General features: G+C 66.8%; 13 protein-coding genes. 11 read left to right on the top strand and 2 right to left on the bottom strand.

What is annotated here, in order from left to right; all coding sequences use genetic code 11:
* The first annotated feature begins 490 nt into the window (after nucleotides 1-490).
* Nucleotides 491-1837 (top strand): ABC transporter substrate-binding protein, encoded by a 1347-nt coding sequence (locus CSQ85_RS05030; protein ID WP_150383142.1) that lies wholly within the window; start codon nucleotides 491-493, stop codon nucleotides 1835-1837.
* Between the two features lie 210 nt (nucleotides 1838-2047).
* Nucleotides 2048-3472 carry an ABC transporter substrate-binding protein gene (locus tag CSQ85_RS05025; protein WP_395956343.1) on the top strand — a complete coding sequence of 475 codons (1425 nt, stop codon included), beginning with the start codon at nucleotides 2048-2050 and terminating at the stop codon, nucleotides 3470-3472.
* 7 nt (nucleotides 3473-3479) lie between these two features.
* Here the strand turns inward: CSQ85_RS05025 and CSQ85_RS05020 are convergent, their stop codons facing one another.
* Together CSQ85_RS05020 and CSQ85_RS05015 are read right to left on the bottom strand one after the other, a co-directional pair.
* Nucleotides 3480-4247 carry a type III pantothenate kinase gene (locus CSQ85_RS05020; RefSeq protein ID WP_150383141.1) on the bottom strand — a complete coding sequence of 256 codons (768 nt, stop codon included), beginning with the start codon at nucleotides 4245-4247 and terminating at the stop codon, nucleotides 3480-3482.
* 80 nt (nucleotides 4248-4327) lie between these two features.
* Nucleotides 4328-5713, bottom strand: a complete 1386-nt coding sequence (locus tag CSQ85_RS05015) for a bifunctional phosphopantothenoylcysteine decarboxylase/phosphopantothenate synthase (protein ID WP_150383140.1) — start codon at nucleotides 5711-5713, stop codon at nucleotides 4328-4330.
* 185 nt (nucleotides 5714-5898) lie between these two features.
* On the opposite strand from CSQ85_RS05015, the gene CSQ85_RS05010 reads away from it, so the two are divergent.
* The 9 genes from CSQ85_RS05010 to CSQ85_RS04975 all read left to right on the top strand — a co-directional run bounded on the left by CSQ85_RS05010 (nucleotide 5899) and on the right by CSQ85_RS04975 (nucleotide 20671).
* Nucleotides 5899-9387 (top strand): DEAD/DEAH box helicase, encoded by a 3489-nt coding sequence (locus tag CSQ85_RS05010; protein ID WP_223846849.1) that lies wholly within the window; start codon nucleotides 5899-5901, stop codon nucleotides 9385-9387.
* A gap of 85 nt (nucleotides 9388-9472) precedes the next feature.
* Nucleotides 9473-10228: a 4-hydroxy-tetrahydrodipicolinate reductase gene (dapB, locus tag CSQ85_RS05005; RefSeq protein WP_150383138.1), complete on the top strand. Its 756-nt coding sequence runs from the start codon at nucleotides 9473-9475 to the stop codon at nucleotides 10226-10228.
* A 92-nt stretch (nucleotides 10229-10320) separates the two neighbouring features.
* Nucleotides 10321-11226 carry a 4-hydroxy-tetrahydrodipicolinate synthase gene (dapA, locus tag CSQ85_RS05000; RefSeq protein WP_150383137.1) on the top strand — a complete coding sequence of 302 codons (906 nt, stop codon included), beginning with the start codon at nucleotides 10321-10323 and terminating at the stop codon, nucleotides 11224-11226.
* A 91-nt stretch (nucleotides 11227-11317) separates the two neighbouring features.
* On the top strand, nucleotides 11318-13267 hold the full coding sequence (locus tag CSQ85_RS04995; protein WP_107041462.1) for a ribonuclease J: 1950 nt from the start codon (nucleotides 11318-11320) through the stop codon (nucleotides 13265-13267).
* Between the two features lie 106 nt (nucleotides 13268-13373).
* Entirely contained in the window at nucleotides 13374-15983 is a 2610-nt protein-coding gene (gene pepN, locus CSQ85_RS04990; protein ID WP_150383136.1) for an aminopeptidase N, read from the top strand.
* A 399-nt stretch (nucleotides 15984-16382) separates the two neighbouring features.
* A complete protein-coding gene (locus CSQ85_RS13515; RefSeq protein ID WP_263390567.1) occupies nucleotides 16383-16508 on the top strand; it encodes a hypothetical protein in 126 nt (41 codons plus the stop codon).
* Nucleotides 16509-16681: 173 nt separating this feature from the next.
* Nucleotides 16682-18067, top strand: a complete 1386-nt coding sequence (glmM, locus tag CSQ85_RS04985; protein ID WP_107041464.1) for a phosphoglucosamine mutase — start codon at nucleotides 16682-16684, stop codon at nucleotides 18065-18067.
* Nucleotides 18068-18125: 58 nt separating this feature from the next.
* Complete coding sequence (locus tag CSQ85_RS04980; protein ID WP_150383135.1) at nucleotides 18126-18779, top strand: peptide deformylase; 654 nt, start codon at nucleotides 18126-18128, stop codon at nucleotides 18777-18779.
* A gap of 218 nt (nucleotides 18780-18997) precedes the next feature.
* A complete protein-coding gene (locus CSQ85_RS04975) occupies nucleotides 18998-20671 on the top strand; it encodes an ABC transporter substrate-binding protein (protein ID WP_150383134.1) in 1674 nt (557 codons plus the stop codon).
* Nucleotides 20672-20680 lie beyond the last annotated feature (9 nt).

Here is a 20680-nt window from a genome sequence, read left to right as displayed (position 1 = left end):
TCGGGGATTCTCCCTGTTCTCGTACGGTGAGCATGGAGGAGGTGCGCAGACCGCTGTTTCATCGGTGATTCTCCTTGTTCTCGTACGCCTTGTGCCGGGGATGCGGAGATCGGGTGGTTGGGTCGGCCGTGTCGGTGGGTCGGCTGTGTCGGTGGGTGCGCGGGAAACAGGTTGTGGTTCATCGATTGGTCGTGCGTTGCTGTGCTGTGTCGATGGGTGCGTGGGGCAAGGGGTGCTGCTGCGACGGTTCGGGAATGGAATGGGGATGACCCGCCGGCGGGTTCGGGTGGCGTGTCGGGCGAATCTGTGTATAATGAATCATGTTATCGCAACCATACCCGCGAAGCGGCGGAATAAGCCGGTTCGCGGAGTCGAAAACAAGCGGTTATGTTTTCGATAGCATCGCTACGAGGAAGAACGCGATGCCATGTGGTTGCGGCGAACATCGACAGTCGCCGCAACGGCGGCTGAAGGAAGGAGTAACAGGACGATGAAGTTCACCAACGCCAAGAAGGCCGTCGCGCTCACCGGCGCGGTCGCCATGCTCGTCAGCGTCGCCGCGTGCGGTTCCGACAGCAACTCCAGCAGCCAGCCTGCTCAGGAGAAGGACGTCCAGGAGATCACCGTGTGGGCTTGGGAGCCCACGCTCACCCAGGTCGCCAAGGATTTCGAGAAGGAGACCGGCATCAAGGTCGACCTCAAGAACGTCGGCACCAACACCAAGGAGTACACGCAGCTCGACAACGCCATCGAGGCCGGCTCCGGCGCCCCGGACGTCGCCCAGGTCGAGTACTACGCGATCCCGCAGTACGCCATCAAGAACAACCTGCTCGACATCACCGACAAGACCTCCGGCTACGAGGACTTCTACACCCCCGGCCCGTGGGCCTCCGTGCAGTTCGCCGGCAAGGTCTACGGCCTGCCGATGGATTCCGGCCCGATGGCCTTCTTCTACAACAAGGAGGTCTTCGACAAGGCCGGCGTCGACGCCACGCAGATCAAGACGTGGGACGACTACTACGAGGCCGCCAAGAAGATCCACGCCCTCGGCGACAACTACTACATCACCTCCGACACCGGTGACGCCGGCTTCTACGACTCGATGACCTGGCTCGCCGGCGGACAGCCGTTCAAGACCTCCGACGACGGCTCCGAGGTGACCATCAACCTCACCGGCGACGAGAACGTCCAGAAGTTCAACACCTACTGGCAGAAGATGCTCGATGAGGGCCTGCTCGACACCAAGACCGCCGGCTGGTCCGAGGACTGGTTCAAGGGCATGGTCGACGGCACCATCGCCTCCCTGCTGACCGGCGCCTGGATGCCGGCCAACCTCGCGAACTCCGCGGCCGCTGGCGCCGGCAAGTGGCGCGTCACCCAGATGCCGACCGCTGACGGCTCCGCCACCAACGCCGAGAACGGCGGCTCCTCGCTGGCCGTGCTCGCCAGCTCCAAGAAGGCCGACGCCGCGTACAAGTTCATCGAGTACGCGAACCACGGCGACGGCGTGGCCACCCGTGTGGCCGGCGGCGCCTTCCCGGCCGACAAGGCCTCCATGGAAGCCGACTCCTTCAAGAACGCCACCACCGTGAAGAACGCCGACGGCGAGGACGTCGACTACTTCGGTGGTCAGAAGTACAACGAGGTCCTGGCGCAGGCCGCCGAGAACGTGTCCACCGGCTACCAGTTCCTGCCCTTCGAGGTCAAGGCCCGCACCATCTTCGGCGACTACGTCGGCAAGTCCTACACCGGCGACCAGAAGCTGGCCGACGGCGTGGCGGCTTGGCAGAAGGCCCTGCAGGACTACGGCAAGGATCAGGGCTTCACCGTCAAGTGATCGCCCGATCGAATCGGTCGGTATCAGCTTCGCCCGTAAAGGCGATGTCCCGCAAACCGCAATAACCCAATAACCCAACCCAATAACCAATCACACGAAGGCCTTGTCGCGGCGTATTGAACCGCGGCGAGGCCTTCGCATGTTGGTAGACTCGTGATCGTTTCGGAAAAACACTGGGCCGCGGCGAGTCGCGGCGGGAGGGACGGGTCCATGCGTTCGATGATGGCGATGACGGGAATCAAGCGCCTCGTCGCGGCCGTGACGGCCCTCGCCGCGACGGCCGCGCTCGCCTCTTGCGGTGAGGCGGCCGATACGCGCACGCACATCACCGTGTGGAGCTGGGAGCCGAACATGGGCGAGGTCGTCGATGACTTCGAGCGGGACAACCCTGATGTCGTCGTCGATCTGAAGGACATCTCCGGATACGAGAACCTCAACACCGCCATCCAGGACGGCTACGGCATGCCCGACGTGGCGCAGATCGAGTATTTCGCGCTCCTGCAGTACGCGGTCTCCGGCCAGCTGCTCGACATCTCCGACTACGTGGGCGACGACTACGCGAACTTCTACTCGCCCGGCACATGGTCGAGCGTCCAGCTCGCCGGCCGCGTGTACGGACTGCCGATGGATTCCGGCCCGATGGCCTTCTTCTACAACAAGGACGTCTTCGACCAGGTCGGTGTCGACGCCTCGCAGATCAGGACGTGGGACGACTATTACGAGGCCGCGAAGAAGCTCAAGGACATCGGCGTGTACATCGCGGCCGACTCGGGCGACGCCAGCTTCTACGCCGCGATGATCTGGCTGGCGGGCGGAGAGCCGTTCCATACCAGCCCCGACGGCAAGACCGTCACCGTCTCGCTCGACTCCGACGAGGGCACGAAGGAGTTCACGCGGTTCTGGCAGAGGATGATCGACGAGGGGCTCATCGACACGCGTCGCGCCACCTGGTCGAACAGCTGGAAGCGGGCGCTGAGCACCGGAGCCGTCGCCTCCGTGTTCTCCGGCGCGTGGATGCCGTCGATGCTGATGGCCAACGCGCTCGGCACCGCCGGGCTCTGGCGGGTCGCCCCGATGCCCACGATCGACGGGCGGACGGCCAACGCGGAGAACGGCGGCTCGGCGATGGCCGTGCTCCAGTCCACGCGCAAGCCGCGGGCCGCCTACCGGTTCGTCGACTATGTGACGCACAGCCGCGACGGCATCGACACGCGCGTCGACGGCGGCGCGTTCCCGGCCGATCTCGAGACGCTGTCCAGCAAGACGTTCCTCGACAAGACCACGATCCGCAACTCCAACGGCATCGACATCCCGTATTTCGGCGGGCAGCAGTTCAACCGCGTGCTCGCCGAGGCCTCGGAGAACGTGTCGGTCGGCTACCAGTACCTGCCGTTCGAGGTGTATGCGCGCAGCGACTTCCGCTCCACCGTCGGCAAGGCCTACAAGTGGGGCAGCGCGTGGCAGTCGTACCTGAAGCGACAGCGCGAGATCAGGGCCGGACTGACCGACGCGGACGGCAATCCGCTCCAGCCGCGCGAGAAGCCCACGCCGAAGGTGAGCCTGAAGGAGGGCATCGCCTCATGGCAGGCCGACCTCAAGGAGTACGGCGCCAATCAGGGCTTCACGATCCGCTGACGGGCGGTCAGCGCACATTGCGCGAGTAGATGTACGCCATCCCCTTGAAGATCAGGTCGGGGTCGTACACGTCGATCATGTCGGTGTCGTTCTGGAACACGCGTCCGAGGCCGCCGGTCGCGATCACCTGGAACGGCTCGTCGATCTCCTTGCGGAACTGCGCGATCGTATACTCCACGCCGCCGAGGAACGTGTAGTACAGGCCCGCCTGCATCGCGGTGCGCGTGTTCGTCGCGAGGATCGACTGCGGGCGGGTGATCTCCACCTCCGGCAGCTGCGCGGTCTGCCCCCACAGCGCCTCGGCGCCCGTCCTGATGCCGGTGGTGATGTACCCGGAGACGATCGTGCCGGTCGCGTCCACGTAGTTGAACGTCGTGGCCGTGCCGAAGTCGGCCACCAGCACCGGGCCGCCGTACGTGTGGTAGGCGCCCGCGCAGTCGGCGATGCAGTCCGATCCCAGCGTCTTCGGGTCGTCGAGGCGGATGTTCATGCCGGTCTTGATGCCGGGGCCCACCACCATCGGCTCGAAGCCGAGGAACTTGATGATCGACGAGCGGAACGAGTACATGACCTTCGGCACCACCGAGCAGACGATCACATCGTCCACGTCGCGCGCCGTGTAGCCCCTGAGCTCCAGGAACTGCGTGATCATCAGCCCGTATTCGTCGGACGTGTGCGTCGCCTTCGTAGTGATGCGGTACGTGCCGACGATGCGGCCGTCCTCCATGAAGCCGATCACGATGTTCGTGTTGCCGATATCGACTGCCATCAGCATGGTTGTCTCCTTTTGACTGCTGACTTGACTGCTGATTTGACTGTTGAATTGACTGCTACTGTGCCCGCGATCGTGCGTCCTCAGGCCCGCGCCGACTGCCCTCGCATCGCGGCGAGGCGCAGCAGCAGGCGCTTGGCCAGCACGGTCTTGTCCATCTTGTCCCAACGCTCGATCTGCGGTGTGCCCGGATCGGACGCGCCCGGGGTGAGCACGGTCACCACGTTCGTGTCCGTCGCGAAACCGGCGCCCTCCTCGCGCAGATTGTTCGCCACGAGCATGTCGCAGTGCTTGGCGGCGAGCTTCTTCGCGGCGTTGGCGATGAGATGCTCGGTCTCCATCGCGAAGCCGCACAGGATCTGCGATCCGTCCGTCCGCTTGCGGCCGCCCGCCCAGGCGAGGATGTCCGGGTTCGACACGAGCCTGATCGTGATCGAGTCGCGTCCGTTCTTCTTGATCTTCTGCTCCGAGACCCTCTCGACGCGGAAATCGCCCACGGCCGCGGCCATCACCGTGATGTCCGCCGCGGCGAACGACTCGGACACCGCCTCGAACATATCCTCGGCGGTCGTGACCCGCACCACGTCGACGCCCTGCGGCGGTTCGAGCGAGACCGGTCCGGAGACGAGCGTGACCCGCGCGCCCAGCGCGGCCGCCGCCCCGGCGAGCGCATAGCCCATCTTGCCGGTCGAATGGTTCGTGAGGTAGCGCACCGGGTCGAGCGGTTCCTGCGTGGGGCCGGCCGTGACCAGCACGGTCAGTCCCGTGAGCGGCTGAGAGGCGGTGGCGGCGGGGGAGCCGGCCGCTTGCGTCGCGTCGGTTGTGCCGGACGCGTGCGCTGTGTCGGCCGTCGCCTCGCCGCCGGCTGACGTCTCCGCTTCCGCCACGCTCCTCCCCGCGAGCATCCCCTCGACCGCGCGTTCGATCACGTCCGGTTCGGCCATGCGCCCGCGTCCCGCGTCGCCGCACGCGAGCCTTCCCTCGCCCGGTTCGACGACGAGCCAGCCGAGTGAACGGCAGACATCCAGATTGCGCTGCGTGGCCGGATTGTCGTACATGTGCACGTTCATCGCCGGGCACAGCGCCTTCGGACCCTCGTAGGCGAGGATCGTGGAGGTGAGCGTGTCGTCGGCCATCCCGGCGGCGATGCGCGCGATCACGTCGGCGCTCGCCGGCGCCACGACCAGCGCGTCCGCCCATTCGGCGTCGCGCACATGGTTGATCGTCTCGCGCGAGTCCGGGTTGGCGACCACGTCGCCGAGCGCGTCGGAGGCGGCGGGGGAGGGGAACATCGCCGTGCGCGTGCGTTCGCCGGTCAGCGACGTGAACGTCAGCGGGGTGACGAACCGCTCGGCCGCGGCCGTCTCGACCACGCGGACCGTGTGCCCGGCCTTCGTCCAGTCGGACGCCAGATGGCAGGATTTGAACGCGGCGATGCTGCCGGTGACCCCAAGAAGAATATGTGCCATAACCGCCTCCCGCCCCGGTTTCCGCCGGGTGCGCGCATGCCGATGCCTCCGTGCATGGCCGGTCGCCGCGGACCTTCCGTCGACGCCGATGCCCAAGTATAGCCGCGCCCGGGGCGGGAGTCGCCACTACAATGGCGACGATGGGCCGTGGCGGGGCGTCAGGTCGCGGCGGGGAGGGAGACGCGATGAACTTCAGCGTGTTCGGCCGTGTGCCGGGAGGATACGACGACGATGGGTTCGACGGCGACTGGTTCACCATGGGCGATCCCGGCGATTCTGACGATCCGGCCGATCTGTATGTTCCCGGTCGTTCCGTGTTCGGCGCCGTTTCGTCCGCCTCGCCGGCCGTGTCCTCCTCGAGTCGGCTGCTCGCGGCGATGCGCCGCCTCGACGAACAGGATGATCAGGCCCGCCGCGCCAGACGGCGTGAATCGATGATCAACGCCGGAACATCCGATGGGCGCGTCGGCGTGTACGGGCGAGGCCGAACGCCGCAGCCGAAGGCCGCCCCCGGTTCGGTCGCGCTCGTGCCCATCCTGAGCCATCTCGACACCCAGTGGAGCGTGCAGTTCCGCATCGGCACGGAAGGCGCCATGTACGTGCTCAAATCGATCTCCACGCTGATCGACGACATGCGTCTGGCGAGCTATCGCGCCTACGGGCAGAAGCTCGCGTTCACGCACACGCCCGTGATGCTCGATCCGCGTTCGCGCGCGCTGCTTGACTTCCTGAAACGGATCGAGGACGTCCGTCAGGCCGCGGACCTGCAGGATGTGCGTTACGGCGCGTTGGGCTCCGTGCATATCGACCGGCATCTGCCGCTCGCCGAATCGGAGACCGCACGATTGCTCGACATCATGTCGGGGGATTTCGGCGGCGGTTCCGGGAACGGCGACCGGAACGCCGGGAACGGGAACAAGGATGACGGCCGCGTCGGACTGGTGCTCGACAGCTGGTACGACCGCTCCCCGTCCTACGTCGACGTGCTGCGCGACGACCCCGGTCTGATGCCGGTCGTCTCGATGACCCGCGTCAACGGCGACGGCGGCGTCGACGGCTACGCGCTGCACGGCCGCCCGCCGATCGAGACGACGATCACCGGCGAACGGGGCGTGTGGCTGCTCATGCCGCCCGCCGACGCGCATGGCCGCCCCGCGCGACGTGGCACCGTGATCGCAAGCCGTATGCCCATGCGCGACGCCATGCACGTCAGTGCCGCCGGATACCGCTTCGTCCGGTGCCCGAAACCGCTCGAGCCGTTCGCCGCCCTGCTGCCCGTGGTGTGCGGCGAGAACCCGGACGGCGAGATCGTCGCGTTCGACGACGCGCCGCTGTTCGCGCGCACGCTCCTGCCGCGGCTCGTCGACGCCGGTCTCATGGCCGCCGGCGACGTGCCGCGCGAGATCGAGCTCATGCGTCCGGTCGAATGCGAACCCGAGTTCTACCTCGACCGCGACGAGAGGGGCGTCACCTGCGTGGCGAAGGCCCGCTACGGCGAGCGCGAGGCGACGATCGTGCCCCAGCGGGGGAGCGATTTCGCTTCGGGCGCGATCCCGATGGTCGGCGCCGGGCATGATTTCGCCGCCGAACGCGCGATGCTCGACCTCGTGCGCACGTATTTCGCGATCCCCTCGCCCGCGGCCCCGGCGTTCATCGGACGCGACGAGACCACGCGCATCATCGCCCTGTTCGACGAGGGGCTGCCCGCCCTGCGCGCGATGGGCAAGGTGTTCACCACGCCCGCATTCGACCGGCTGCTCGCGCCGAAGCCGCCGAGCGTGACCGTCGGGCTCGCGATCCGGTCGAACCTCGTGGAGATCTCGCCGATCGCCGACGAGGTGCCGCCCGACGAGGTGGGGGCCCTCCTCGCCTCCTACCGCCGCCGGCAGCGCTTCCACCGGCTGAAGGACGGGACCTTCCTCGACCTGCGGGGCGCGAAGCTGGACGCGCTCGACCGGGTCGCCTCCGACCTCGACCTGAGCGAGTCCGAACTCGACGGCGGGCCGGTGACGCTGCCCGGCATGCAGGCGTTCCTGCTCGACGGGGAGCTCGCCGGCGAGGGCGTTCGCAAGGAGCCCTCGTTCATGCGCTACGTGGACGAACTCAAGACCATCGACCCCACGCGCTATGCGGTGCCGGACGAGCTGGCCCATGTGCTGCGCCCCTATCAGGTGGAGGGATTCAGGTGGCTGCGTACCCTGTGCGACAAAGGCTTCGGCGGCATCCTCGCCGACGAGATGGGTTTGGGCAAGTCGGTGCAGCTGATCGCGCTGCTGCTCTCGCTCGGCGGTCGTGCGCCTTCGCCCTCGCTCATCGTCTGCCCGGCGTCGCTCGTGTACAACTGGGTGGCGGAGTTCGCCAAGTTCGCGCCCGACGTCGACGCCGTGGCCGTCGCCGGCACGAAGGCCGAACGCCGCGCCGCCATCGCGCGCTACACCGGAGCCGGGGCCGGAGCCGCGGCCGGCGCCGCATCCGAGACCGCGGCCGGCCCCGCATCCGACAAACCCGTCGTGCTCATCACCTCGTACGACCTGTTGCGCCGCGACGCCGACGATTACCGCGACACCCGCTTCGACGTGATGGCGCTCGACGAGGCGCAGGTCATCAAAAACCACACGACGAAGATCGCGAAAGCTGTCAAGGCGATCGACGCCGAACACCGGTTCGCGCTGACCGGCACGCCCATCGAGAACCGGCTGAGCGAACTGTGGAGCATCTTCGACTTCCTCATGCCCGGGCTCCTCGGCTCCTACCGGCGCTTCCACGAACGCTACGAGCTGCCGATCTCCAATGCGCGCGCCGCCGACCGGTCCACCGCCGCGGGCCGGGCCGCCGCCGAGGTCAACCCGGAGGGGGAGCGGGTCGCGCGCAGGCTGCAGGCGCTCGTCGGCGTGTTCATCAAACGCCGCCTCAAGAAGCAGGTCCTCACCGACCTGCCCGACAAGATCGAGACCACCGTCACCGTGCAGCTGGAGGGCGAGCAGCGCAAACTGTACGCCGCGCACGAGCAGCGCCTGCGCCAGCAGCTCGAACACAGCCGGGACGACGACTTCAACACCTCGAAGATCCGGATCCTCGCCGAACTCATGAAACTGAGACAGCTGTGCTGCGATCCTAGGCTGCTGTACGCGAACGCGAAGGACCGCTCCGCCAAGCTCGCCGCCATCGAGGAACTCGTCTCCAGCTGCATGTCCGAAGGCAAGAAGGCGCTCGTCTTCTCCCAGTTCACGAGCTTCCTCGAGCTCATCGCCGCCAGACTCGACCAGCGCGGCGTCGCATACTACACGATCACCGGCTCCACGCCGAAACACAAACGCCTCGAACTGGTCGACCGGTTCAACGCCGATGACACCCCGGTCTTCCTCATCTCCCTCAAGGCCGGCAACACCGGGCTGAACCTCGTGGGCGCGAGCGTCGTCATCCACGCCGACCCGTGGTGGAACGCCGCCGCGCAGGACCAGGCCACCGACCGCGCCCACCGCATCGGACAGACCCATGACGTGGACGTGTACCGGATCGTCGCCAAGGACACCATCGAGGAGCGGATACTCGAACTGCAGCACGGCAAGAGCGAACTGGCCCGCCGGTTCACCGACGCCGCAGCGCTCGCCGACGCGGCACCGGCGTCGATCGCCACGCTCACCCGCGACGACCTGCTGTCGCTGCTCGGATGAGGTCGGCGCGCGGCGGGCGTCGGATGATAGTCTGGGGCCGGGAACAGTCGGAAACAGCCGACAGGCAACCATCGAGGAGGAACATATGATCAGGGTTTCCGTGGTCGGAGCCAAGGGACGCATGGGATCGCACGTCGTCGAGGCGGTGAACGGCGCCGAGGACATGCAGCTGGCACTGACGCTCGACGCGGGCGACGACCTCAAGGCTATCACCCCGCAGAACACCGACGTGGTCGTCGAGTTCACCGTGCCGGCCGTGAGCCTCAACAACGTGCTCGCCCTCGTCGCGCAGGGCGTCGACGTGGTCGTCGGCACCACCGGCTGGACCGACGACAAGCTCGCCCAGGTGCGCGAGGCCATCGCCGCCGGCCCCCGTCCGGAAGAGCAGAAGGTGTTCATCGCCCCGAACTTCGCGATCTCCGCCGTGCTCGCCGACCACTTCGCCACGCAGGCCGCGAAGTACTTCGAATCGGTCGAGATCATCGAGATGCACCACCCGAACAAGGTCGACGCCCCCTCCGGCACCGCGATCCACACCGCGCAGGGCATCGCAGCCGCGCGCAGGGCCGCCGGGCTCGGCCCCGTGCCGGACAACACCCAGACCGACGGCGGCTCTCGCGGACAGGTCGTCGACGGCGTCCACGTCCATGCCGTGCGCCTGCGCGGCCTCAACGCGCACGAGGAGGTGCTCTTCGGCAACGCCGGCGAACAGCTCGTGATCCGCGCCGACAGCTTCGACCGCGGCTCGTTCATGCCCGGCGTCCTGCTCGCCGTGCGCAAGCTCGCCTCCGACGCGCCCGCCGGCCTGACCGTCGGCCTTGACCGGTTCCTCGACCTGTAACCTGCAAGGGGTGGCGTCCGGCCCCGGACCGTCACCGGGGCGTCGATGGCCGTTAACAATAGGCGTCCACAACGCGAAGTACGGTAAGCGATATGACTGAGAGCGATATGCATCTGCTGAATCCCGCCCCGTTCGGGCGCATCCTTCCCGCCATGATCACCCCCATGAAATCCAACGGCGAGGTCGACTACGAGGCGGCGCAGAGGCTCGCCAAACAGCTGGTCGCTGACGGCGCCGACGGTCTGGTCGTCAACGGCACCACCGGCGAATCGCCCGTCACCCACATGGAGGAGAAGGTTGAACTCGTCCGCGCGGTCAAGGAGGTCGTGAGCGTCCCGGTGATCTCCGGCGCAGGCTCCAACGACACCGCGCACACCGTGCGCATGGTCGAGCAGACCCAGGATGCGGGCGCCGACGCGGTCCTCGTCGTTATGCCGTACTACTCCCGCCCGTCCCAGGACGGCGTCGTCGGCCACTACAAGGCCGTCGACGAGAACACCGACAAGCCGATCATCGTCTACGACGTGCCCGGCCGCACCGGACTCAAGGTCAAGGTCGAGACCTATGACCGTCTCGCCGCGCTCGACCACGTCGTGGCCGTCAAGGACGCCACCGGCGACCTCGCCGCGGCCGTCGAGAAGCAGCAGCGCACCGGACTCGCCTGGTATTCGGGCGACGACGGCCTGTTCCTGCCGTTCCTGTCCATCGGCGCGGTGGGCATCATCTCCGTCATCGCGCACGCGGCCGCGCATCCGATGCGCCAGCTCGTCGAGGCGTTCGACCGCGGCGACATCCACGAGGCCCAGCGCCTCGCCAACCAGCTCGCCCCGCTGGTCCACGCCCTGAACGGCGACGGCTATCAGGCCGTCATGGCCAAGGCCGCGCTCAAGGTGCGCGGCATCCTCGACTCCACCGCCATGCGCCTGCCGAACATCGGACCGGACGAGGCGCAGGTCGAGAAGGCCCGCGCCGGCATGCAGGCCGCCGGACTGCTGTAAGACGCCGCGGAAAGGCCGCAAGGGCGCTCTCACACGTCGCCCCCGCGAGAGCGCGGAGGCACCGAAGATAATCAGGAAACACAAGAAAGTCATGGCACAAGAACAAACCAGCAACACCAACGCCGGCGCCGCCAACGGCGCCAAGAAAACCTCCGGCGGCCGCCGTCGCGGCTCCGCCAACCGCGCGGCCTCGGGCCGTACCTCCACCGGCCGCGCCTCCGGCCGTTCCGCCTCCAACGCCCGTGGCAGGGGCCGTTCCTCCGCCGGTCGTTCGCGCGGCGCCTCGGGCGCCTCCCGCTCCCGCCGCCAGAACGTCGGCACGCAGGCCACCGCGCCCCAGCAGGACGCCGTGCTCATCGCCCCACCGAAGTACCGCAAGGGCTCGATGCGCATCACGCCGCTCGGCGGCCTCGGCGAAATCGGCCGCAACATGAACGTCATTGAATACAACGGCCACCTGCTGCTCATCGACTGCGGCGTGCTCTTCCCGGAGGAGGAGCAGCCGGGCGTCGACCTCATCCTGCCCGACTTCAGCTACATCAAGGACCGTCTCGACCAGGTCGAGGCGCTGGTGCTCACCCACGGCCACGAGGACCACATCGGCGGCGTGCCGTATCTGCTGAAGCTCCGTCCGGACATTCCGCTGATCGGCTCCAAGCTAACCCTCGCCTTCGTCGACGCGAAGTGCAAGGAACACCACCAGAGCCCCACCAAGGTGGAGGTCCAGGGCCGCGACAAGCTCAAGGTCGGCCCCTTCGAGCTCGAGTTCATCACCGTGACCCACTCCATCCCGGACGCGCTCGCCGTGCATGTGAAGACCCCGGCCGGCTCCCTCATCGACACCGGCGACATTAAGCTCGACCAGCTGCCGCTCGACCACAAGATCACCGATCTGGTCGAGTTCGGCAAGATCGGCGAGAAGGGCGTCGACCTGCTGATGATGGACTCCACGAACGCCGAGGTGCCGGGTTTCGTCAAGCCGGAGACCTCCATCGGCCCGGCGCTCGACCAGGCGTTCGCGCAGGCCACCCGCAAGATCATCGTCGCGAGCTTCTCCAGCCACGTCCACCGCGTGCAGCAGGTCGTCGACACCGCCCACAAGTACGGGCGCAAGGTCGTCTTCGTCGGCCGTTCGATGGTGCGCAACATGTCCATCGCCGCCGACCTCGGCTACCTGCACATCCCCGAGGGCACCGTCGTGGACCTGAAGCAGGCCAACGACATCCAGGACGACAAGCTCGTCTACATGTGCACCGGTTCGCAGGGCGAGCCGATGGCCGCTTTGGGACGCATCGCCGACGGCAACCACCGCGACATCCACGTCAACGAGTTCGACACCGTCATCCTCGCCAGCTCCCTGATCCCGGGCAACGAGCACGGCGTGTACAAGGTCATCAACAAGCTCGTGCAGCTCGGCGCGAAGGTCGTCAACCGCGACAACGCGGCCGTGCACGTGTCCGGCCACTGCAACGAGGGCGAGCTGCTGTACATGTACAACATCGTCAAGCCCAAGTGCGCGATGCCGATCCACGGCGAGAACCGCCACCTCGTGGCCAACGGCCTGATCGCCGTCAAGACCGGCGTCGACCCGCAGAACGTGGTCCTCGCCGAGGACGGCGACGTCGTCGACCTCTACCACGGCAAGGCCGCGGTCGTCGGCTCCGTGCCGTGCGGCTACGTGTACGTCGACGGCGACTCGGTCGGCGAGCTGACCGACGAGGAGCTCGAGAAGCGCCGCATCCTCGGCACCGAGGGCTTCGTCTCCGCGTTCGTCGTGGTCGACACCGAGGCCCGCGACGTGGTCTCCGGCCCGAAGATCTACCTGAACGCCGTGGCCGAGGACGAGAGCGAGTTCGACAAGGTCCGCCACCAGATCGTCGAGCAGCTGAACGACGCGATGATGACGGGCACCACCGACACGTACAAGCTCCAGCAGATCATGCGCCGCACGCTCGGCGGATGGATCGCCCGCCAGCTCAAGCGCAAGCCGATGATCGTGCCGGTCGTCGCCGACATCGCCACCGACGTCGAGCACGACTGACCCCATCGATCACAACGCAGCAAGCTCCCTCCCGCCCGGAGGGAGCCTTACTTATGTCCACACGTATGTCATCATGTCAACCCACGTACATCGCTAAGGAGAGTACATGCCCGGATCGAACCTGACCCGAGTCGAGGCGGAGGCCCGCAAGGCCGTCGTCGAGGCGCCCATCCACTACCATGTGAACCTTGATCTGACCGTCGGCGCGAGGACCTTCGGCTCGGACACCCTGATCTGCTTCAACGCGCAGCCGGGATCGTCCACCTTCCTCGACCTGATCGCCGACGAGGTGAGCGAGGTCGTCCTCAACGGCCAGAGCCTCGACCCGTCCGAGGTGTTCGTCGACGACCGCATCGAACTGACCGGCCTCAAGACGAAGAACGAGGTCGTCGTCAAGGCGCTGTGCCGCTACTCCAACACCGGCGAGGGCCTGCACCGCTCCGTCGACCCGTCCGACGGCAACGTGTACCTCTACTCCCAGTTCGAGGTGCCGGACGCCCGCCGCGTGTACGCCGTGTTCGACCAGCCCGACCTCAAGGCCACCTTCGACTTCAAGGTGCTCGCCCCGAAGAGCTGGATCGTCACCTCCAACATGCCGGCCGCGTCCGTCGAGGACGACGACCGTCTGACCGCCGAGGGCACGCTCGAGGCCAAGCCGGCCGAGACCACGCGCCTGTGGTCCTTCGAGGCGACCCCGGTGATGAGCTCCTACCTGACCGCCATCTGCGCCGGCCCGTACGCCGAATGGCACACCGAATACCACAACGAGGACGGCCGTACGATCCCGATGGCCCAGTACTGCCGTCAGGCCGTCGCCGACGCCTTCGCCAAGGACGTCGACTACCTGTTCGACATCACCAAGAAGGGCTTTGCGTTCTACGCCAAGACGTGGGGCGTGCCCTACCCGTACGCCAAGTTCGACCAGATCTACGTGCCCGAGTACAACGCGGGCGCGATGGAGAACATCGGCATGGTCACGATCCGCGACTCCTACGTCTTCGAGTCCAAGGTGACCGACGCCCTGGCCGAACGCCGCGTCGTCACCGTCCTGCACGAGCTCGCCCACATGTGGTTCGGCGACTACGTGACGATGAAGTGGTGGAACGACCTGTGGCTCAACGAGTCCTTCGCCGAGTTCACCTCCACGCTCGCCACCGCCGAGGCCACCGAATGGCACGACGCGTGGGCCACGTTCTGCTCCGGCGAGAAGAGCTGGGCGCTGAGGCAGGACCAGCTGCCCACCACGCACCCGATCGTCGCCCCGATCAACGACCTCAACGACACGTACGTCAACTTCGACGGCATCACCTATGCCAAGGGCGCCTCCGTGCTGAAGCAGCTCGTGTTCTACGTGGGCCGCGCGAAGTTCTTCCAGGGCATCCACAACTACCTCAACAAGCACGCGTACTCCAACGCGACGCTGGGCGACCTGCTCGCCGAGCTCGAGCTCACCTCCGGCCGCGACCTGAAGGCGTGGAGCGCCAAGTGGCTCGAGGAGTCCGGCATCAACACGATCACGCCCGAACTCGAGGAGAACGGCGACGGCACCATCGCCTCCCTCACGCTCGTCCAGGACGCGCCGGCCGAGCACCCGGTGCTGCGCCCGCACCGCCTCGCCCTCGGCTTCTACAACGAGGACGCCGCGACCGGCCGCATCGTGCGCACCGACCGTCTCGAACTCGACGTCGACGGCGAGAGCACCGCCGTCACGGCGGCCGCCGGCAAGCCGCGCCCGGCCCTCCTGCTCATCAACGACGAGGACCTGACCTACACGAAGATCCGCTTCGACGCCAACTCGCTGGCGTTCGCCGAGCAGCGTCTGCTCGACTTCGACGACGCGCTCGCCCGCGCCGTCATCTGGCTCGCCTTCTGGGACATGACCCGCGACGGCGAGTTTCCGGCCGAGCGCTTCGTCGACCTGACCCTGCGCCTGCTCGCTACCGAGACCGAGTCCACCACGTTCCGCTACGCGCTGGCCTGCATGTCCACCACCGCGCACCACTACGTGGCCGCCGATCGGCGCGACGAGGTCCTGAAGCACGTCGCCGCCGAACTGTGGAAGCTCGCGGGGGCGGCCGAGGCCGGCTCCGACAGCCAGTTCCAGCTCGCCACCGCCTACCTCGGCTACGGCGAGGAGGGCGACGCCGCGTTCGTCGCCAACGCGCGCGGCCTGCTCGACGGCTCCGTGGCGCTCGACGGACTCGAGATCGACAACAACTTCACGTGGACGATCGTCAACGCGCTCGCCTCGGTCAACGAGTACGACGACGCCGACATCGACGCGCAGCTCAAGAAGAAGGAGACCACGGAGAACCGCGAGTTCGCCTACGGCGCGCGTGCCGTCAAGGGCACCGTCGAGGCGAAGGCATGGGCGTGGGATCAGGCGCTCAACAACGCCGACCTCACCAACAGCCAACTCGAGGCCGTGGCCCGCGGGTTCGCCGCGACCCCGCGCCCGGATCTGGCCGCGCCGTACGCCGCCAAGTACTTCGAGACCGTCGACTGGATCTGGTCGAACAAGACCTTCCACATGGCCGAGGCGCTGCTCGAGGGCCTCTACCCGGGCTATGCCGATCCGGCCGAGCTGGTTTCCCTCGGCGAGTCCTGGCTGTCCGGCCACGAGGACGCCGACGCCGCCCTGCGCCGCATCATCCTCGAGAACGTGTACTCCTCCAAGCGCACCCTCAAGGTCCGCAAGTACAACGAATCCCTGTGATTCGGCCCTGTACCACCGGTCTGGCCGGTTTGGTCGACCTGACTGGTCTGGCCGGCGTACGTTCCCGGTGGCCATGAATCGGTTCGCCTCATGGAACGTACGCCTGACTCCCGCCAGCGTACGTTCCACGTGGCGATAGGAACCTGACCCCCCGAAATCGTATCCTCACCTCGAGTGACCGTACGATTTCGGGGGGTCTGTGTGTGATGGCCCCGTTCGGCGTACGCTGACCGCCGCTCACCATACGTCGAACGGGGTCGGCTGCTCTATGGCCACTGGGAGCGTACGGTGAATCCGTCCACATGGCAAAAGAACCGGCACGGGCCGATGGAATCGAGGTATTCTCACTCACGACCGTTAGGAAAACGTTAGGAATCGTGTGCCGGAACCGGTGGCAGGGTGGGTATTCCGGGCCGGTCGGCCGAACAGCCGGTCCAGCCGATGCGCCGCGACGCATGGTGGGTGTGGCCCGCCACCGCCGGCGTCATCCTCACCGTCGACCTCGCGTTGAAGACGTACCGGTGACGGGGCTCCCGGACATGATCGAATGTGGCCGAATCGGGCATGATGCCGTGTTGGCGTGATTTCACGCGGCACGCCGATTACCATGGTGGACGGTAACGGGGGCGCTCCGTCGCCCGGCCGATCCGGTCGGGGGCGACGTCTTCGATCGAACGATTATAAGGATGTAAGCAACTATGCCGAAGATGTTTGGAACCGATGGTGTTCGAGGCCTCGCGAACCGTGATCTGACCGCCCGTCTCGCGCTTGACCTCGGCGATGCCGCAGTGCGCGTGCTCGGCGACGCCGGCACTCAGGACAACCAGCCGGAGGGCCGTCGCCGCGCCCTCGTCGGCCGTGACACGCGCGTGTCCGGCGACTTCCTCGCCTCCGCGCTGGCCGCGGGCATGTCCGCCGGCGGCTTCGACGTGATCGACGCCGGCATCATCCCGACCCCGGGCGTCGCGTACCTCACCTCCGTGCTCAACGTCGAGATGGGCGCCGTGATCTCCGCCTCCCACAACCCGATGCCCGACAACGGCATCAAGTTCTTCGCGCGCGGCGGCTTCAAGCTGCCCGACGCCAAGGAGGACGAGATCGAGGCAGTGCTCGGCCAGGACTGGGACCGCCCCACCGGCGCCGGCGTGGGCCGCGTCAGCCACGACACCGTGACCGCCACCAACCTGTACATCGATCACTTGGTCTCCACCATCGCCCCGGTCAACCCGGACAAGACCCAGCCCAAGCCGCTGAAGGGCCTGAAGATCGTGGCCGACTGCGCCAACGGCGCCACCTCCGTCGTCGCCCCCGAGGCGCTGCGCCGCGCCGGCGCCGAGGTCATGGTCATCAACGCATCCCCGGACGGCTACAACATCAACAAGCACGCCGGCTCCACCCATCCCGAGCAGCTGCAGGCCATGGTCAAGGCCACCGACGCGGTGATGGGCGTCGCGTTCGACGGCGACGCCGACCGCTGCCTCGCCGTGGACGAGGACGGCAACATGGTCAACGGCGATCAGATCATGGGCATCCTCGCACGCGCCAAGAAGGAGGCGGGCAAGCTCGCCGACAACACGCTCGTCGTCACCGTGATGAGCAATCTGGGCCTGAAGCTGGCCCTGAAGGACATGGGCATCAAGACCGTGCAGACCGCGGTCGGAGACCGCTACGTGCTCGAGGAGATGCTGCGCGGCGGCTACACGCTGGGCGGCGAGCAGTCCGGCCACGTCATCAACCGCGAGTTCGCCACCACCGGCGACGGCACCCTGACCGCCCTCACCCTGTGCAACGAGGTCGTCCGCTCCGGCAAGAGCCTCAAGCAGCTCGCCGCAGACTTCCCGCAGCTGCCGCAGACCCTCGTCAACGTGCCGAACGTCGACAAGATGGCCGCCACCACCAACGCCAAGGTGCAGGCCGCCGTCGAGAAGGAGTCGAAGCTCCTCGGCGACACCGGCCGCGTGCTGCTGCGCCCGTCCGGCACCGAGCCGCTCGTGCGCGTCATGGCCGAGGCCGCCACGCAGGAGCAGGCCGATGAGGTGTGCGCGCGCCTCGCCAAGGTCGTCGCCGACGAGCTCGCCCTGTAGCAGCACAGCCAATCCCAAGCCCAGCCAACCCAACGAGCCCACGGAGGAACCCCACCACATGTTCGGGAAGAACGCGAAAGTCGACATCGAGCTCAACCGAGACGTCGAACAGCTCATCAAGACCGGTGGCAAGGAGAAGATCCTGCCGATCGTGCAGGCCGGCGAGCCGGTGCTGCGCCAGCAAACCGCCGCCTACGACGGCCAGCTGTCCAAGCACACGCTCGCCAAGCTCATCGACACGATGCACACCACCATGCTCGAGGCGCCGGGCGTCGGCCTCGCCGCCACGCAGATCGGCCTCGGGCTCGCGCTCGCCGTCGTCGAGGACCATGTGCGCGACGACGAGGACGACCCGCGCGAGATCGCCGAATTCCCGTTCCATGTGATCATCAACCCGAAGTACACGCCGGTGGGGGAGAAGACCGCCAGCTTCTACGAGGGGTGCCTGAGCTTCGACGGCTATCAGGCGGTGCGCAGGCGCTGGCTTGACGTCGACGCCGAATGGGACGACGAGGACGGCAGGCACCACAAGGAGCGCCTGCACGGCTGGCCGGCCCGCATCTTCCAGCACGAGACCGACCATCTGAGCGGCGAGCTGTACATCGACAAGGCGGAGATCCGCTCCCTCGCCACCAACGAGAACCTCGAGGACTTCTGGGCCGAGGACCCGGTCCCCACCGAAGCCGCCGAGGAACTCGGCTTCGAGCTGTAAGCCGCCGTCTCGGCCCGTGGCCCCTCTGAAGGCCAGCCCATCGAGGGCTGGCCTTCGTCGTTTCGCGGGATGCTCGCTGTCGGGGCTATAATGGCACGCGGTGATCGACCCGTCATGGGCGGTCAACCGCACATAACCAGATTCATAACCTCATATCGGAATCGGCGACGTTCCGGGCCGCGCAAGCATGCCCGAAACAGGCCGAACAGGGAGAGAACATGTCCCAGAACAATGGTGTGCACGGCGAAGCCGGCGCAACCGGAAACAACGCGGCCAGCACCGACGCGAGCCTCGAAGGCCGCGCGAAATCACGAAACCCGAAGAACGGCAACGGCAAGGGGCCGAAATGGTGGCTGTGGTCGCTGATCGCGGTCATCGTCGTCAGCGCGCTCGTCGTCGGTGTCAACGCCTTCTTCACGAATAAGCAGACCAGCGGCGGCGATTCATCGGGCACCAGCGGCACCGCCGCAGCCAAGCAGGCCGACACCGTCGCCATCGGCTTGAAACTCGCGCCCGTCAACCTCGACATCCGCCACCAGTCCGGCTCCGCGCTCGAGCAGATACTCATCGGCAACGTGTACGAAAGCCTCGTCTCGCGCGGCTCCGACAACAAGGTCCACCCCGGACTCGCCAAGAGCTGGGAGGTCTCCGACGCCGGCCTGACCTACACGTTCCACCTGAACGAGCACATGACCTTCTCCAACGGCGACGCGCTCGACGCCGACGACGTGGCATGGTCCATCAACGAGCTCAAGGCGAACAAGTACTACAACTACGATCAGGTCAAGAACCTCGACAAGGCCGAGGCCGTCGACCCGAAGACCGTGAAGATCACCCTCTCCGCGCCCGACTCCAACATGCTGTGGTACCTGACCGGGCGCCCCGGACTCATCTACGACAAGGACGGCAAGTGGGACGAGAAGACCGGCGCCCTCGGCTCCGGGCCGTACACCGTCGAATCGTTCGACCCGAGCGACAAGATCGTGTTCAAGGCCAACCCGAAGTACTGGGGAACCGAACACAAGGCGAAGACCGAGAACGTCGTCATCCGCTTCCTGCCCGACGACAACGCGGGGATCAACGCGCTCAAGAGCGGCGACGTGCAGGTGCTCTCGCCGATCACCGCCACCCTCGCCGAACCGTTCCGCAAGGACTCCGACTACGTCGTCAAAGAGGGCGACGGCTCCGACAAGTTCGTCCTCGCCTTCAACATGGCCAATCCGAAGCTCACCGACAAGCGCGTGCGCCAGGCCATCCGCTACGGCATCGACCATCAGCAGATCATCGCCTCCCGCGGCGGCGTCGACTCCCCGCTCGGCGGCCCGATCCCCAAGGTCGACCCCGGCTACGAGGACCTGACCGACCTCTACCCGCACGACGAGGCCAAGGCCAAGCAGCTCATGGCCGAGGCGGGCTACTCCGAATCCAAGCCGCTTCAGCTCACCCTCACCTACGCGAACGTGTACGGCACCGAGCTCGGCGACCAGCTCAAAAGCCAGCTCAAGCCCATCGGCATCGACCTGAAGATCAACTACGTCGAATTCTCCACCTGGCTGCAGGACGTGCACACCAACGGCGACTACGACCTCTCGCTCGTCGACCACGCCGAAAGCCACGACTTCTACAAGTGGGCCACGCCGAGCTACTACTACCACTACGACTCCAAGCAGGTGCAGGACCTCTACGCGAAGGCGCTCGCCGCGACCTCCGACGACGAGGCGTCCAAATACCTCGCCCAGGCCGCGAAGATCGTCTCCGAGGACGCGCCCGCCGACTGGCTGTTCAGCTGGAGGGTGACGCAGGCCTACGCCAAGGGCGTCTCCGGCTATCCGGAGAACCTCTCCCAGACCGTGCTGCCGTTGTGGCAGGTCACCTACACGCCGGGCAAGTAAGGAACCTTC

The organism is Bifidobacterium rousetti (assembly GCF_008698235.1).
Taxonomy (GTDB): domain Bacteria; phylum Actinomycetota; class Actinomycetes; order Actinomycetales; family Bifidobacteriaceae; genus Bifidobacterium; species Bifidobacterium rousetti.
The sequence above is the reverse complement of the archived record's forward strand: the minus strand, read 5'-3'. Positions and strand labels throughout refer to the sequence as shown.

Excerpts from the sequence above, each read along its gene's own strand:
- CSQ85_RS05030 (WP_150383142.1), top strand. The coding sequence starts at position 491 with ATGAAGTTCACCAACGCCAAGAAGGCCGTCGCGCTCACCGGCGCGGTC.
- CSQ85_RS05025 (WP_395956343.1), top strand. The coding sequence starts at position 2,048 with ATGCGTTCGATGATGGCGATGACGGGAATCAAGCGCCTCGTCGCGGCC.
- CSQ85_RS05020 (WP_150383141.1), bottom strand. The coding sequence starts at position 4,247 with ATGCTGATGGCAGTCGATATCGGCAACACGAACATCGTGATCGGCTTC.
- CSQ85_RS05015 (WP_150383140.1), bottom strand. The coding sequence starts at position 5,713 with ATGGCACATATTCTTCTTGGGGTCACCGGCAGCATCGCCGCGTTCAAA.
- CSQ85_RS05010 (WP_223846849.1), top strand. The coding sequence starts at position 5,899 with ATGAACTTCAGCGTGTTCGGCCGTGTGCCGGGAGGATACGACGACGAT.
- dapB (WP_150383138.1), top strand. The coding sequence starts at position 9,473 with ATGATCAGGGTTTCCGTGGTCGGAGCCAAGGGACGCATGGGATCGCAC.
- dapA (WP_150383137.1), top strand. The coding sequence starts at position 10,321 with ATGACTGAGAGCGATATGCATCTGCTGAATCCCGCCCCGTTCGGGCGC.
- CSQ85_RS04995 (WP_107041462.1), top strand. The coding sequence starts at position 11,318 with ATGGCACAAGAACAAACCAGCAACACCAACGCCGGCGCCGCCAACGGC.
- pepN (WP_150383136.1), top strand. The coding sequence starts at position 13,374 with ATGCCCGGATCGAACCTGACCCGAGTCGAGGCGGAGGCCCGCAAGGCC.
- glmM (WP_107041464.1), top strand. The coding sequence starts at position 16,682 with ATGCCGAAGATGTTTGGAACCGATGGTGTTCGAGGCCTCGCGAACCGT.
- CSQ85_RS04980 (WP_150383135.1), top strand. The coding sequence starts at position 18,126 with ATGTTCGGGAAGAACGCGAAAGTCGACATCGAGCTCAACCGAGACGTC.
- CSQ85_RS04975 (WP_150383134.1), top strand. The coding sequence starts at position 18,998 with ATGTCCCAGAACAATGGTGTGCACGGCGAAGCCGGCGCAACCGGAAAC.